Source organism: Streptomyces sindenensis (assembly GCF_014649035.1).
In the GTDB taxonomy this organism is placed as follows: domain Bacteria; phylum Actinomycetota; class Actinomycetes; order Streptomycetales; family Streptomycetaceae; genus Streptomyces; species Streptomyces sindenensis.
In genome coordinates this window covers 40,394-54,936 of sequence record NZ_BMSG01000034.1, presented here as the reverse complement: position 1 = coordinate 54,936, position 14,543 = coordinate 40,394, and the positions used below count along the sequence as shown (strand labels likewise).

At 71.7% G+C, this 14,543-nt stretch carries 11 protein-coding genes and 4 tRNA genes; 6 read left to right on the top strand and 9 right to left on the bottom strand.

Features of this window, described 5'->3' with window-relative positions; all coding sequences use genetic code 11:
- Positions 1-15 precede the first annotated feature (15 nt).
- On the top strand, positions 16-957 hold the full coding sequence (locus IE145_RS27985) for an alpha/beta fold hydrolase (RefSeq protein ID WP_189528221.1): 942 nt from the start codon (positions 16-18) through the stop codon (positions 955-957).
- A gap of 325 nt (positions 958-1,282) precedes the next feature.
- On the opposite strand, the gene IE145_RS27980 is transcribed toward IE145_RS27985, so the two are convergent.
- The 6 genes from IE145_RS27980 to IE145_RS27955 all read right to left on the bottom strand — a co-directional run bounded on the left by IE145_RS27980 (position 1,283) and on the right by IE145_RS27955 (position 6,036).
- Positions 1,283-1,356 (bottom strand) — tRNA-Lys (locus IE145_RS27980).
- Positions 1,357-1,563: 207 nt separating this feature from the next.
- Entirely contained in the window at positions 1,564-3,792 is a 2,229-nt protein-coding gene (locus IE145_RS27975) for a DEAD/DEAH box helicase (RefSeq protein WP_189528240.1), read from the bottom strand.
- 239 nt (positions 3,793-4,031) lie between these two features.
- Positions 4,032-4,625 carry a hypothetical protein gene (locus IE145_RS27970; protein ID WP_189528220.1) on the bottom strand — a complete coding sequence of 198 codons (594 nt, stop codon included), beginning with the start codon at positions 4,623-4,625 and terminating at the stop codon, positions 4,032-4,034.
- A gap of 201 nt (positions 4,626-4,826) precedes the next feature.
- Entirely contained in the window at positions 4,827-5,201 is a 375-nt protein-coding gene (gene crcB / locus IE145_RS27965; RefSeq protein WP_189528219.1) for a fluoride efflux transporter CrcB, read from the bottom strand.
- Positions 5,198-5,689 (bottom strand): FluC/FEX family fluoride channel, encoded by a 492-nt coding sequence (locus IE145_RS27960; protein ID WP_189528218.1) that lies wholly within the window; start codon positions 5,687-5,689, stop codon positions 5,198-5,200. The genes crcB and IE145_RS27960 overlap by 4 nt, the downstream gene beginning before the upstream one ends.
- Positions 5,686-6,036 carry a metallopeptidase family protein gene (locus IE145_RS27955; RefSeq protein WP_006125792.1) on the bottom strand — a complete coding sequence of 117 codons (351 nt, stop codon included), beginning with the start codon at positions 6,034-6,036 and terminating at the stop codon, positions 5,686-5,688. The genes IE145_RS27960 and IE145_RS27955 overlap by 4 nt, the downstream gene beginning before the upstream one ends.
- A 135-nt stretch (positions 6,037-6,171) precedes the next feature.
- Between IE145_RS27955 and IE145_RS27950 the strand changes: the two genes are divergently transcribed.
- From IE145_RS27950 to IE145_RS27935, 4 genes are all read left to right on the top strand, one after another.
- A complete protein-coding gene (locus IE145_RS27950) occupies positions 6,172-7,839 on the top strand; it encodes a metallophosphoesterase family protein (protein WP_189528239.1) in 1,668 nt (555 codons plus the stop codon).
- Positions 7,840-7,919: 80 nt separating this feature from the next.
- Positions 7,920-7,992 (top strand) — tRNA-Glu (locus IE145_RS27945).
- Positions 7,993-8,030: 38 nt separating this feature from the next.
- Positions 8,031-8,105 (top strand) — tRNA-Asp (locus IE145_RS27940).
- A 22-nt stretch (positions 8,106-8,127) separates the two neighbouring features.
- A tRNA-Phe gene (locus IE145_RS27935) sits at positions 8,128-8,201 on the top strand.
- A 41-nt stretch (positions 8,202-8,242) separates the two neighbouring features.
- Here IE145_RS27935 and IE145_RS27930 read toward each other — a convergent pair.
- From IE145_RS27930 to IE145_RS27920, 3 genes are all read right to left on the bottom strand, one after another.
- Complete coding sequence (locus tag IE145_RS27930; RefSeq protein WP_189528217.1) at positions 8,243-9,109, bottom strand: cytochrome c biogenesis CcdA family protein; 867 nt, start codon at positions 9,107-9,109, stop codon at positions 8,243-8,245.
- The gene (locus IE145_RS27925; protein ID WP_189528216.1) at positions 9,106-9,900 is read right to left on the bottom strand and encodes a DsbA family protein; all 795 of its coding nucleotides are present in this window, start codon (positions 9,898-9,900) and stop codon (positions 9,106-9,108) included. The genes IE145_RS27930 and IE145_RS27925 overlap by 4 nt, the downstream gene beginning before the upstream one ends.
- 72 nt (positions 9,901-9,972) lie before the next feature.
- Positions 9,973-10,401 (bottom strand): hypothetical protein, encoded by a 429-nt coding sequence (locus IE145_RS27920; RefSeq protein WP_189528215.1) that lies wholly within the window; start codon positions 10,399-10,401, stop codon positions 9,973-9,975.
- 140 nt (positions 10,402-10,541) lie between these two features.
- Here IE145_RS27920 and hrpA point away from each other — a divergent pair, with 140 nt between their 5' ends.
- Positions 10,542-14,474 (top strand): ATP-dependent RNA helicase HrpA, encoded by a 3,933-nt coding sequence (gene hrpA, locus IE145_RS27915; protein ID WP_189528214.1) that lies wholly within the window; start codon positions 10,542-10,544, stop codon positions 14,472-14,474.
- Positions 14,475-14,543 lie beyond the last annotated feature (69 nt).

Below are 14,543 nucleotides of genomic sequence, written 5' to 3'. Positions count from 1 at the left end.
CAGAGAGGAAACGCGGTGTTCAATCAAGCAGAATTCCCCGAGCCCACCCTCATCCAGGTCAACGGTGTGCAGCTCGAAGTCTTCGAGGCAGGCCGAGAGAACAGGGGCAAGCCCATCGTGCTCTGCCACGGCTGGCCGGAGCACGCCTTCTCCTGGCGTCACCTGATGCCCGTCCTCGCAGCGGCCGGCCATCACGTCATCGCACCGAACCAGCGGGGTTACGGCGGCTCATCCCGCCCGGCCGAGGTGACGGACTACGACATCGAACACCTGACGGGTGACCTCGTCGCGCTCCTGGACCACTACGGCTACGAGGACGCCACCTTCGTCGGCCATGACTGGGGGGCGTTCGTCGTCTGGGGGCTGGCCCTGTTGCACCCCGACCGGGTGAACAAGCTGATCAACCTGAGCCTGCCTTACCAGGAGCGCGGAGGAACGCCGTGGATCGAGGCCATGGAAGCCTTCCTCGGCGGCGACTTCTACTTCGTCCACTTCAACCGGCAGCCGGGCGTCGCGGACGCCGTGTTCGACGCCCATGCCTCCACATTCCTGCGCAACCTCTACCGGAAGAACGTGCCCCCCGCGCCCCCTGAGCCGGGCATGGCGTTGATCAACCTCGCCGAGGCGGAAACACCACGCGGTGAGCCCGTCATGAGCGACCGTGATCTGGCCGTCTACGTCTCCGCGTTCGAGACGTCCGGATTCACGGGCGGCATCAACTGGTACAGGAACCTCGACCGCAACTGGCACCAGCTGGCGGACGCGGACCCGATCATCAAGCAGCCCGCCCTCATGATCTACGGCGACCAGGACTTCGCGATGCCGAGGTTCGAGAGACTGGCGGAGTTCGTGCCCCACGTGGAAGTGGTCGGCCTGGACTGCGGTCACTGGATCCAGGAGGAAATGCCGGAAGAAACCAACCAGGTGATTTCTCAGTGGCTGGAACGGCAGGGCTGAGGACCTCGTGCGTGGCGGGCGGTGGGCCGCCGAAGGGGCCGTCGAGACTCGGCCGCGTCGCGGAGGAGCTCCGCCGCCTCATCGCGGCACACCCGGCGCCGGACTCCTCGCGGCAGCCCCCTGGCCACGGCCCCCTCAGAGCCCAGGACGGCGGCTCGCCGCACGTCATTCGCCCTTGCGGGAGAACAACGGTCATCGACCCGCTGGAAGCTCTCCCTGCTGAGGGGTTGGCGCAGCACCGCATGGCGAAGCGCCTCCACCCGGGCGGGACCGGATGGAGGCGCTTCTTCGCAGGTGGGGGGCTTGCACCTCGCCCTGCTGTCGGTAGGCCGTGTGGGACTCGAACCCACAACCAACGGATTAAAAGTCCGCTGCTCTGACCAATTGAGCTAACGGCCCCTGCGACATCACCCCCCGAGCATAGCCCGCCCGGTCCCGGCAGCCGATCCGGTATCGGTCTCGGGCCCGTCGCGGGTCCGGGGAAGCGGTTCTCACCGGGTCGGGGACAGCAACAGGGCCCGTACGTCACCGAGTCGGTTCGGTGGCATACGAGCCCTGCCGGTCTGTCAGGCGGACCCGCTCGGCCGGTCATCGGCCGGGCTGGGGTCAGCCGTTGCGCTTCCAGCGCGGCTTGTCGTCGCGGCGGCCGAACGAGCCGGTGTTGGTGCCGGTGTTGGCGCCACGGTGGTCGTCGCGGCGGCCGGTCGGGCGGTCGCTGCCGCCGGAGCGGAAGCCGCCGGAGGGGCGGTCGTCACGACGGTCGCGGTTGAACGGACGGTCGCTGCCGCCGGAGCGGTAACCGCCGGAGGGGCGGTCGTCACGACGGTCGCGGTTGAACGACGGGCGGTCGTCACGGCGCTCGAAGGAACGGCCACCACGGTCATCGCGGCGGTCGTTGCCGCCGGAGCGGAAACCACCGGAGGGACGGTCGTCACGACGGTCACGGAACGACGGACGGTCGTTGTCACGACGCTCGAAGGAACGGCCACCACGGTCGTCACGGCGGTCGTTGCCGCCGGAGCGGAAACCACCCGAGGAGCGGTCGTCACGACGGTCACGGAACGACGGACGGTCGTTGTCACGACGCTCGAAGGAACGGCCACCACGGTCGTCACGACGGTCGTTGCCGCCGGAGCGGAAACCACCCGAGGAGCGGTCGTCACGACGGTCGTTGCCGCGGTAGCCGCCACGGTCGCCACCACGGTTGTCGCGGCGCTCGTAGTTGCCCCGCTCGTCGCGGCGCTGCTCGTCGCGAGCGGCCGGCTGCTCGGGGACGGAGATGGCGGCCACCAGGGCGGCCTCCGCCTCGGCGGCCACCTCGGCCACCGCGGCCTCCGGGTCGTCGCCCCGCTCGCGCGCGGCACGGGCGACCAGGCGGTCGGCCTCCTCGCGGAGCTCGACGGCGCGGCGCTGCACGCGCTCCAGCTGCTTCGTCAGGTCGGCGGCCTCGCGCTCGGCCTGCTTGGCGGCGTTGTTCGCGGAGTCGGCCTGGACCTCGGTGAGCGAACGGGCGCCGGTGATCTCGGCGACCTCCGGCTCGAAGACGCCCGCGCCCTGGACGATGTGGCGCGAGGCGTCGACGCCCGCGTCCTCCATCAGGCGGAAGATCTGGCGGCGCTGGTGCGGGAGCGCCAGCGAAACCACGACACCGGACTTGCCGGCGCGGGCGGTGCGGCCCGAGCGGTGCAGGTAGTCCTTGTGGTCGCCGGCCGGGTCCACGTTCAGGACCAGGTCGATGCCGTCGACGTGGATACCGCGCGCGGCCACGTCGGTCGCGACGAGCGCGTTGACGTAACCCTTCTTGAAGTCCTCCAGGACCCGCGTGCGGGCGCCCTGGGTCATGCCGCCGTGCAGCGCGTCGGCCTTCACGCCGGACTCGATGAGCTGCTCGGCGATGCGGTCGGCGCCCAGCTGGGTGCGGACGAAGATGATGGTGCGGCCCTTGCGGGCGGCGATGGCGGCCGTGACCGGTGCCTTGTCCTTCGGCTTCACGACGAGGACGTGGTGCGACATGGTCGTGACGTTGCCCTGGGCGCTGTCGACCTCGTGCGTCACCGGGTTGGAGAGGTAGCGCTTGACCAGCGTGCCGATCTCGTTCTCCATGGTGGCGGAGAAGAGCATCCGCTGACCGCCGGCCGGGACCTGGTCGAGCAGCTCGGTGACCTCGGGCAGGAAGCCCAGGTCCGACATCTGGTCGGCCTCGTCGAGGACGGCGACCTGGACGTCCTCCAGGGAGCAGGCGCCGCGGTTGATGATGTCGCGCAGCCGGCCCGGGGTGGCGACGAGGACGTCGACACCGCGCTCCAGGGCGTAGATCTGGTTGCCCATCGACGTACCGCCGCAGACGACCTTCATCTTCAGGCCGAGCACGTCGCCGTACGGCTGGAGCGCGTCCGCGACCTGCATCGCGAGCTCACGGGTCGGGGTGAGGATGACGGCGCGGGGCTTCTTCTTCTCGGTGCGGCCACCGGCCAGGGCGGCCAGGGTGGGCAGACCGAAGGAGAGGGTCTTGCCGGAGCCCGTACGGCCACGGCCGAGGATGTCCTTGCCGGCCAGGGCGTCCGGGATGGTCGCCGCCTGGATCGGGAAGGGGGTGGTGACGCCGTTCTGGGCGAGCTTGCGGACGATGCCCTCGGGCAGGCCCAGGTCGCCGAAGGTGACGGTCGGCTCGGCGGAGGCCTCGGCGGCCTCGGCCTCGGGGGCCTCGGCAGCCACGGGAGCCTCGGTGGCCTCTTCGGTCTTCTCGGCGGCCGGGGCGGTCGCACCGGCGGGGGCCTCGGTCACGGCGGACTCGACCAGCTCGGCGAGCTCGGCGTTGTCGACGTTCTCGGGCATGACGGTGCGGTCAGAACTGGAAATTGACATGCGAAATGCGAAACCTTCCGGAGTCTCGGCACGCGCCCATAACTCCGTGATTCGCAATTTCGACCGCCTCAATGCGGTCCAGCCACGGCAAGGGAGAGTACGCGCCACACGGCGCTCTTCTGTGTCGGCGCCGGGCAATGGGATCAAACGATCTACCACCATACGCACTCTCACCCACCTTGCGCAAACCGCCCTCGCTGTGACCCCGGCTACACCGGCCCCACCTGCGGCGATGCCTCCGGCGTCCGCAGCGGCCCGACCTTCTTCGGCCCACCCAGCCCCTGGGCCCGGAACTGCGCGGCGGGCGAGGCCGACGGGGGCGGCTCCGGCGGATCGGTGGGCTCCGGCTCGGGATCGGGGTCCGGGTCCGGGTCCGGGGCGGGCGTCGGCGGGACCGGCGGCTCCGGGGTGACCGGCGGCGGCTCCCCCGGCCCCGGCGTCGAGGGCGTCGGAGTGGGCTGCGTCCCGGAGCCGCCGCGGGTGGGCCGGCCGGGGGCGGCCGGTTCGGGGCGGATGTCCTCGGCGGTGGCCGACGGCCTGGCGCCGGAGGCGTCGGGACGCGGGCTGCCGCCGGGAACACCCCGGTCCGAGTGGGGGTGGGCGCCGCCGCCACGCCCGCCGGACCACCCCGAGCCGGGAACCGTGTCCCCCGCCGGATCGGCGGCGGAGCCCTTCGGGCCGGCGGACCGCGAGGGGCCCGGGCCTCCGGCGCCGTCCTCACCGACGCTCATGCAGCCGGTGGACGCGGCGATCGTCAGCGCGGTGACGGCCGCCCAGCGGACAGGGGCGGGGAACTGGCGCACGAGGGGCACCTCCGGGGCGAGGGAGCGGGAGCGTGGCGAGGGATGGAGCCCGCGACGTCGGAGCGAGGCTTCGCACCGTGCCCAACTCCCCCGACCCCGCCGGAGACACGCCCGAAACGCGAGCGCCCCGCACCGCCCCACGCGCCACCCGCCGAAGCCACCCGGCCACACCCCCGCGCGGCCCGCACCGCGCGACGCCCGCTACACCCCGAACCCGCCCGCCAGTTCCGCCCCCAGGAACACCGCGCCCAGCCCGGCCAGCAGGGACGCCAGCACATGGGCCGCTGCCAGGAAGGCCCGGCCCGTCTCGGCCAGGCGGAGCGTCTCGTACGAGAACGTCGAGTACGTCGTCAGCGCCCCGCACAGCCCCGTCGCCAGCAGGGCGTGCACCGGGGAGGAGACCGCGGCGCCGGTCAGCACGCCGAGCAGCAGGCTGCCCGCGATGTTCGCCGTGAAGGTGCCCCACGGGAAGACGTACGGGACGCCCGGGCCCTGGTGGGCCTGCACCGCACGGTCCGTCAGATAGCGCAGGGGCGCGCCCACCGCGCCGCCGATCGCCACCAGCAGCCAGGTCACGCGGTCCGCCCCTCGTCCAGCGCGGCCGGCCGCGCGGCCGGCCGCCCGCCCCGGTCCAGCCAGGTCCGTGTGGCCACGGCCGCCGCCCACACGGATCCGAGCGCGGCCACCGCGGTCGCCGCCGTGTACGCCATCGCCACCGCGATCTCCTGACGGACCAGCAGGCCCGAGACGTCCGCCGCGTACGTCGAGAAGGTCGTGTAGCCGCCGAGCACGCCGACGCCGAGGAAGGGCCGCACCAGCGGGCGGGTCACCCGGCCCCGCTCGACGGTCAGCACCATCAGGACGCCGATGAGGGCGCAGCCGGTCACGTTGACGGCGAACACCGTCCACGGGAAGCCGTGACCGGGCGCCGGCCACAGCACCAGCGCGCCGTACCGGGCGAGGGCTCCGAGCGCGCCGCCCGCCGCGACCGCCGCCAGCACCCGGCCCTGCGGTGCGGACGGCGGGCCGGGCTCCGGCAGCTCCCGCGGTTCCTGCTCGCTCATCCGTACCCCAGGGCGTGCAGCCGCTCGTCGTCGATGCCGAAGTGGTGGGCGATCTCGTGGACGACGGTGATCTCGGTCTCCGCGACGACGTCCTCCTGCGTCTCGCACATCCGCAGCGTCGGGCCCCGGTAGATGGTGATCCGGTCCGGCAGCACCCCGGCGTACCACTCGCCGCGGTCGGTGAGCGGGGTGCCCTCGTAGAGCCCGAGGAGGTCGGGGTCGCCGGGGTCCGGTTCGTCCTCGACGAACACCGCCACGTTGTCCATCAGCCGCGTCAGCTCCGGCGGAATCCGGTCCAGAGCCTGGCTCACCAGCTCCTCGAACTGTTCGCGCGTCATCTCCAGCACCCGGCCATTGTCCCGTACGGGGACGGGTACGGGCAGACGGCGACCGCGCGGCATCCCGGCGTCCGGGTCCGTACGGACGCATGACCGGTGGAGCCGCCGGGCATGGCGAAGGCCGTACCGGGGCATACGGGCCCAATGGTCCGCGTCCCGTTCCGTGCCGCAGCCGACCGCGTCCGGCACCGCCTCAGCCGGCTCGCCCGCCCGGCGCCCCGAAGCCGTACCGCCGCCCCGCGAACGCCCCGCGCGACGGCCGCCGGCGGACCGGGGGCACCCCGCCCACCGGTCCCCGGCGACCTGACGGCCCCAGCCCGCCGCCCCTGGCTCCGCGCGCTGGGCATGTTCGCCGTCGTCGTGCTGGGGGCCTGGCTGGGGCTGCTCGCCGTGGGCTCCGTCCGGACGCCGGTCGGCCCCATGGACACCAGCATGACGCTCCGCCCCTCCCTCACCGGCGGCAGCAAGATCAACGTGTCCCCGCTCGGCGCCCTGGAGCTGGACTCGCACATCGCACCGCTGCGGCTCGACGTGGACGTGGACCGCCTCGACCCCGAGCGCTCCCAGGCCCTGGTCGACCAGCCGGAACGGTTCTCCGGCCTCCAGGACGAGGTCACCCGGGACGTCGCCGCCGGGACCAGGGAGCTGGCCGTGCGCTCCTGTGTCGCCGTGATCTCCGGCGCGGCCGCCCTCGGCCTCGTCGTCTACCGCCGCCCCCGCCGCGCCCTGGCCGCCGGCGGGCTCGCCCTCACCCTGCTGGCCGCCTCCGGCGTCAGCGCGTACGCCACCTGGAACCCGAAGTCCGTCCTGGAGCCGAAGTTCTCCGGGCTGCTCTCCAGCGCTCCGTCCCTGGTCGGCGACGCCCGCTCGATCGTCACCGAGTTCGACATCTACCAGCAGGAGCTGGCCCGCCTGGTCACCAACGTCACCAAGCTGTACGACGCGACCTCCACGCTCCCCGTCTACCAGCCCGACCCCGGCACGATCCGGGCCCTGCACGTCTCCGACATCCACCTCAACCCGGCGGCCTGGCACATCATCGCCTCGCTCGTCGAGCAGTACGAGATCGACGTGATCATCGACTCCGGCGACACGATGGACCACGGCTCCGCCGCCGAGAACGGCTTCCTCGACCCGATCCGCGACCTCGGCGCGCCCTACGTCTGGGTGCGCGGCAACCACGACTCGACCGTCACCCAGGACTACCTGAAGAAGTTCCGGAACGTCCGCGTCCTGGACGACGGCAAGGCGGTGAACGTCGGGGGGCTGCGGATCGCGGGCACCGGTGACGCCTCCTTCACCCCGGACCGGACCGCCCCGGTCGGCGGCAAGGCGGCCGCGCAGCTCGAAGGGGCGCGCCTCGCCTCCGCACTGCGCGACCAGGAGCGCGCGGGCACCCCGGTCGACATCGCCGTCGCCCACGACCCGAACACCGCCCGGGAGACCGACGGCACGGTCCCCCTCGTGCTCTCCGGCCACCTCCACCGCCGGATCAACGAACAGCTGAAGCTCGGCACCCGGCTGAAGGTCGAGGGCTCCACGGGTGGCGGCGGGCTGCGCGCCGTGCAGAACGAGAAGCCGGAGAAGGTGCACGCCTCCGTGCTCTACCTGGACCGCTCCACCCGCCGGCTCCAGGCCTGGGACGAGATCACGCTCGGCGGCCTGGGGCTGACGACCGCCGAGGTCAGCCGCCATCTCCCGGAGGAGAACCTGCAGAAGGACTCGCCCGTCTCGCCCTCCCCGTCGCCGTCGTCCGCGTCCTCCTCGCCCTCCGCGACCCGCTCCCCGGGCCGCCCGACCCCATCGCCGTAAACCGTTTTGGCGATAGCTCCACCCATCCCATATGCTTCTCACGTCCCCGACGCGCTGCAAAGCGAACCGGCGGGCCAATAGCCCTCATCGTCTAGTGGCCCAGGACGCCGCCCTTTCAAGGCGGTAGCACGGGTTCGAATCCCGTTGGGGGCACGTTTCACCGTGTGCGAGACTTGTTTCGCGCATTGCTTGGTCCTGTGGAGCAGTTTGGAGTGCTCGCCACCCTGTCAAGGTGGAGGCCGCGGGTTCAAATCCCGTCAGGACCGCTTGCAGCCCCAGCGGCTGCGTGGCTGGGTAGCTCAGTTGGTACGAGCGATCGCCTGAAAAGCGATAGGTCGCCGGTTCGATCCCGGCCCCAGCCACTTCTCGAAGGCCCCGTCCCCCGGACGGGGCCTTCGCCGTGTCACACCTTCTCGGTCTCCTCCCGCTGCCCTTCCTGCGGCACGGCTCCGTCGCGCCGCCGCCAGGTCCGTACGCCCAGGACCAGCAGCGCCACCAGCACCACCGCGACCAGCGCCACCCCGTCCGGCACCCGTTCGCCGAGCTTCTGCGCCCACTGCTCGACCGCGAACGAGTCGTCGACCCCGAGCAGGCCGGGCAGCGCGGTCGTCCCGTCGTAGACGAGGAACAGCGCGCCGAGGCCGATGAAGAACAGCCCCGACAGCAGCGACGTGGTGTGCAGCTCGAACCGGCCGAGCCGGACGGCCCGGCCGCGCAGCCATGTCCGGCGGCCGAGGTCGAAGCGTTCCCAGAGCAGGGCGAGGAGGAAGAGGGGGACGGCCATCCCGAGCGCGTACACCGCCAGCAGCAGTCCCCCGTAGACCGGGCTGCCGCTCACCGCCGCGACGGTCAGGACGCTGCCGAGGATCGGGCCCGCGCAGAATCCGGCCAGGCCGTAGACCGCGCCCAGCGCGTAGACGGAGAACGCGGTGGTGGGGCGGATCCGGCCGCTGAGCTCGGCCATCCGCCGGGAGGCGAAGCCGAGGCCGACGATCTGCGCGAGACCGAGCACGATGATCAGCCAGCCCGCGCCGGTGACGAGTGCGTCGCGGTGGCCGTAGAACAGCCGCCCGGCGTACGAACCGGCCGCGCCGAGCGGGACGAGGGTGGTGGCGAGCCCGGCGTAGAAGATGCCGGTGCGGGCCAGCAGCCGGGAGGTGGAGTCGATGGAGTACGCGAAGAACGCCGGGAGCAGCAGCGCGCTGCACGGGCTGACCAGGGCGAGCAACCCACCGAGGAAGGCCGCGAAGTAGCCGATGTCCGCCGTCACTTGGCGGGCTCCCCGGCCTTGCCCGCCGCACCCGTGGTCTTCGCCCGCTCGGCGGCGGCCTCGATGGCGCGGGTGAACGTCTCGTCCGGCTGGGCGCCGGCGATCGGGCGGCCGTTGATCAGGAACGACGGGGTGGACGTGGCGCCGATCCCGTACGCCTGTTCCTGGTCCTTCTTGACCGACGCCCGGGCCGCGTCGCTGTCGAGGTCCTTCATGAACCGGTCCAGGTCCTTCACCCCGGCCTGCTCGGCGAGCGCCTTCACCCGGTCCTTGCCGAAGCCCTTCTCCTTCGCCCCCTCGGCGTAGGCGGCGCGGTGGAACTCCCAGAAGCGGTTCTGCTGCCCGGCGGCCCAGGCGCCCCGGGCGGCGTTCTCGGACTCCTCTCCGAAGATCGGGAAGTTGCGCCACTCGATGCGCAGCGTGCCGTCCTTCACGTACTTCTCGATCAGCTCCGGCTCGGTGTCCCGGGCGAACTTGCCGCAGTAGCCGCACTTGAAGTCGGCGTACTCGATCAGGACGACCGGGGCGTCGGCCGGGCCGATGGCCAGCTTGTCGTCGGCGTCCCGGCGGGCGAGCTTCGCCAGCTCCGGGTAGACGCCCGCATCCGGGTCGGCGGAGACCTCGGCGGCGGGGCCGGTGGCGGTGGTGTCCTTCGAGGTGTCGTCGGGGGCGGTGGCCTTGTACGAGGCGAAGCCGAGAAGACCGGCCGCGACGACGACCACCGCGCCGTAGACGAGGGGCTTGCGCGCGTTCGCGGACTTCGAGGACTTCGCGTTCTCGGGCGTGGGCATGCGGCACTCCGTGCTGGTGATGAGGGAGGAAGGGCGGAAGGTGCGGGGCGGGCGGATGTCCGCCGAGACCCCCTACACCCGCAGCACGGAGAGTTCGACCGGGGTCGGGGTGTGGGGGACCGGGGCGCGGGCCCGTATCCCCGGCGGCGGCTCGGCCGACGGCGCGCCCGTCGCGGCGGGCAGCCCCCACGGCGCGAGACCCGGTGCCTGGTCGTGGGCGGACCGGGCGCGGGAGGGAACGGCGGGCTCACCGCCGTGATCACGGAGCTTCCCGCAGCCGGGGACCGGGGCGCGATCGCCGGTGGCCTCGGCCACGGGGGCGTGGTGCGCCTGCCCACGGTCCTGCGCCGCCTGCCCACGGTGCTGCGCCGCCTGCGCCGCCTGCGCCACCGGCACGGAGGAGGCCCCCGTCCCGGCGGCCGCGAAGGCCGTCGGCCCGCACAGCAGCCCCAGCACCACCGCGAGCAGCGCCGTCAGGCTCCACCACTGCGTACGGGACACGGGACCGGGCCTTTCTCGCGTGATCGGCTGATCGGCGGTTACGGGGCGTTCGACTGCCCGAAATGGTACGCGGCGCGTGACGCAGCCCGCGTGAAATGAGGTCGCCACCGGCCGGGCCCGGGTGAGATCCTGGGATCCGTATGTCTACTTCCTTCGCCGATCTCCAGTCCCAGCTCGGTCAGCTCTCGCTCCGCGACGCGAACCGGCTCGGCCGGCGCCTCGAAGGAGCGCGCCGCATCCGCAAGCCCGAGGCCCGCCAGTCCGTGCTGGACGAGATCGCGGCCGAGGCGGGAAAGGCGGCCGACCGGCTCGCGGCGCGCGCGGCCCGGCTGCCCGCCCTGTCGTACCCGGAAGAGCTGCCGGTCAGCCAGAAGAAGGACGAGATCCTGGAGGCGATACGCGACCACCAGGTCGTGATCGTCGCCGGGGAGACCGGGTCCGGGAAGACCACACAGCTCCCGAAGATCTGCATGGAGCTGGGGCGCGGTGTCCGGGGCATGATCGGGCACACCCAGCCCCGCCGGATCGCCGCCCGTACGGTCGCGGAGCGCGTCGCGGACGAGCTGAAGACGCCGCTGGGCGAGACCGTCGGCTGGAAGGTCCGCTTCACCGACCAGGTGAACCCGGAGTCGACGTATCTGAAGCTGATGACGGACGGCATCCTGCTCGCCGAGATCCAGACGGACCGCGAGCTGCTGGCGTACGACACGATCATCATCGACGAGGCCCACGAGCGGTCCCTCAACATCGATTTCCTGCTCGGCTATCTGGCCCGGCTGCTGCCCCGCCGCCCCGATCTGAAGGTCGTCATCACCTCGGCGACCATCGACCCGGAGCGGTTCGCGCGCCACTTCGGGGACGCCCCGATCGTGGAGGTCAGCGGGCGGACGTATCCGGTGGAGGTCAGGTACCGCCCCCTGCTGGAGGAGGACAGCGAGGACTCCGACCGGGACCAGATCACCGCGATCTGCGACGCCGTCGACGAGCTGGGCCACGAGGCCCCCGGCGACGTCCTGGTCTTCCTCTCCGGTGAGCGCGAGATCCGGGACACGGCGGACGCGCTGAACAAGCGGAACCTCAGACACACCGAGGTGCTCCCCCTCTACGCCCGCCTCTCGCACGCCGAGCAGCACCGCGTGTTCCAGCGCCACACCGGACGCCGCATCGTGCTCGCGACCAACGTCGCCGAGACCTCGCTGACCGTCCCCGGCATCAAGTACGTGATCGACCCGGGCAACGCCCGTATCTCCCGCTACAGCCACCGCACCAAGGTCCAGCGGCTGCCGATCGAGCGGATCTCCCAGGCCAGCGCCAACCAGCGCAAGGGCCGCTGCGGCCGTACGTCGGACGGCATCTGCATCCGGCTCTACTCCGAGGACGACTTCGTCACCCGGCCGGAGTTCACCGACCCGGAGATCCTGCGGACCAACCTGGCCTCCGTCATCCTCCAGATGACCGCCGCCGGGCTCGGCGACATCGAGAAGTTCCCCTTCATCGACCCGCCGGACCACCGCAACATCCGCGACGGCGTCCAGCTCCTCCAGGAGCTGGGGGCGCTGGACCCGGCGGAGAAGGATCCGAAGAAGCGGCTCACCCCGCTCGGGCGCAAGCTCTCCCAGCTGCCCGTCGACCCGCGCCTGGCCCGCATGGTCATCGAGGCCGACAAGAACGGCTGCGCCCGCGAGGTCATGGTCATCGCCGCCGCGCTCTCCATCCAGGACCCGCGCGAGCGGCCGGCGGAGAAGCAGACGCAGGCGGATCAGAACCACGCCCGGTTCAAGGACGAGACGTCCGACTTCCTGGCGTACCTGAATCTCTGGGCGTACATCCGCGAGCAGCAGAAGGAGCGCGGCTCGTCCTCGTTCCGCCGGATGTGCAAGCAGGAGTATCTGAACTTCCTGCGCATCCGCGAATGGCAGGACATCTACGCGCAGCTGCGGACGGTCGCCAAGCAGATGGGCATCACCGTCGAGGAGCCCAAGGCGGAGGCGTCCGTTCCCGAGCAGGCGGTGCACACCTCGCTGCTGGCCGGGCTGCTGTCGCACATCGGGCTGAAGGACACCGAGAAGAACGAGTACCTGGGCGCGCGCAGCGCCAAGTTCGCGATCTTCCCGGGCTCGGCGCTGTTCAAGAAGCAGCCGCGGTTCCTGATGTCGGCGGAGCTGGTGGAGACCTCCCGGCTCTGGGCGCGGGTCAACGCCAAGGTCGAGCCAGAGTGGATCGAGCCGCTGGCCCAGCACCTGGTGAAGCGCACCTACAGCGAACCGCACTGGGAGAAGGACCAGGCGGCGGTGATGGCGTACGAGCGGGTCACCCTCTACGGTGTGCCGATCGTCGCCCAGCGCAAGGTCAATTTCGGACGGATCGACCAGGAGGCCTCGCGGGATCTGTTCATCCGCAACGCCCTGGTCGAGGGCGACTGGCGCACCCACCACCAGTTCTTCCACGACAACCGCAAACTGCTCGGCGAGGTCGAGGAGTTGGAGCACCGCGCCCGCCGCCGCGACATCCTCGTGGACGACGAGACGCTGTTCGACTTCTACGACCAGCGGATTCCCGAGCACATCGTGTCCGGGGCGCACTTCGACTCCTGGTGGAAGCACAAGCGGCGGGAGGAGCCGGACGCGCTCGACTTCGAGCGCTCCATGCTCATCAACGAGAAGGCCGGGGCCGTCACCAAGGACGACTACCCGGACTCCTGGCGGCAGGGGAAGCTCAAGTTCAAGGTGACGTACCAGTTCGAGCCCGGCGCGGACGCGGACGGTGTGACCGTGCACGTGCCGCTCCAGGTGCTCAACCAGGTCACCGCCGAGGGCTTCGACTGGCAGATCCCGGGGCTGCGCGAGGAGGTCGTCACCGAGCTGATCCGCTCGCTGCCGAAGCCGGTCCGCCGGCACTACGTCCCCGCGCCGAACTACGCGGAGAAGTTCCTCGACCGGGCGGTCCCGCTCCAGGAGCCGCTGCCGCAGACCCTGGCGCGTGAGCTCCAGCGGATGGTCGGGGTCCCGGTCACGGCGGACGACTTCGACCTCTCCCGCGTCCCGGACCACCTCAAGATCACGTTCCGGATCGTCGACGAGCGGCGGCGGAAGGTCGCCGAGGACAAGGACCTGGAGGCGCTGAAGCTCACGTTGCGGCCGAAGGCCCGCCAGGCGCTCTCCAAGGCCGCCGCGGCGACCGCGGGGCCCACCGGGGAGTCCATCGAGCGTTCGGGCCTCACGGACTGGACCATCGGCACGCTGAACAAGGTCTTCGAGACCCGCAGGGCCGGCCAGCCGGTCAAGGCGTATCCAGCCCTCGTCGACCAGGGCGACACCGTCGCCGTACGGCTCTTCGACACCGAGGCCGAGCAGCAGCAGGCGATGTGGCGCGGCACCCGGCGGCTGATCATGCTGAACATCCCGGTGAACCCGGCGAAGTTCGCGTCCGACCGGCTGAGCAACCAGCAGAAGCTGGCGCTGTCCCGTAATCCGCACGGTTCGGTGCAGGCACTCTTCGAGGACTGCGCGACCGCCGCGGCCGACCGGCTGATCGCCGCGCACGGCGGGCCCGCGTGGGACGAGAAGGCGTTCCGGACGCTGTACGACAAGGTGCGCGCGGACCTGGTGGACCTGACCGTCCGCACGATCGACCAGGTGCAGCAGATCCTGGCCGCGTGGCAGGCGTGCGAGCGCCGCCTGAAGTCGACGAACAGCCTGGCCCTGGTGGCCAACGTCACCGACGTACGGGCTCAGCTGGCCCGTCTCGTACCGTCCGGTTTCGTTACGGCCACGGGGCTGCGCCGGCTGCCGGACCTGATGCGCTACCTCGTGGCGGCCGACCGGCGGCTCCAGCAGATGCCGACGGCCGTCCAGCGGGACACCACGCGGATGGAGAAGGTCCACGAGATGCAGGACGAGTACGCCTGGCTGCTGGAGCAGTTCCCGCAGGGCCGGCCGGTGCCGCAGGAGGCGCTGGACGTCCGCTGGATGATCGAGGAGCTGCGGGTGAGCTACTTCGCCCACGCGCTGGGGACCGCGTTCCCCGTCTCGGACAAGCGGATCGTGAAGGCGATCGACGCCCTCGCACCCTGACGCGGGGCCGCCGGAGGGGGCCGGGAGGCGGGTGACGGAGTCACCACCAGGAGTGAAGTCGACCTGGGC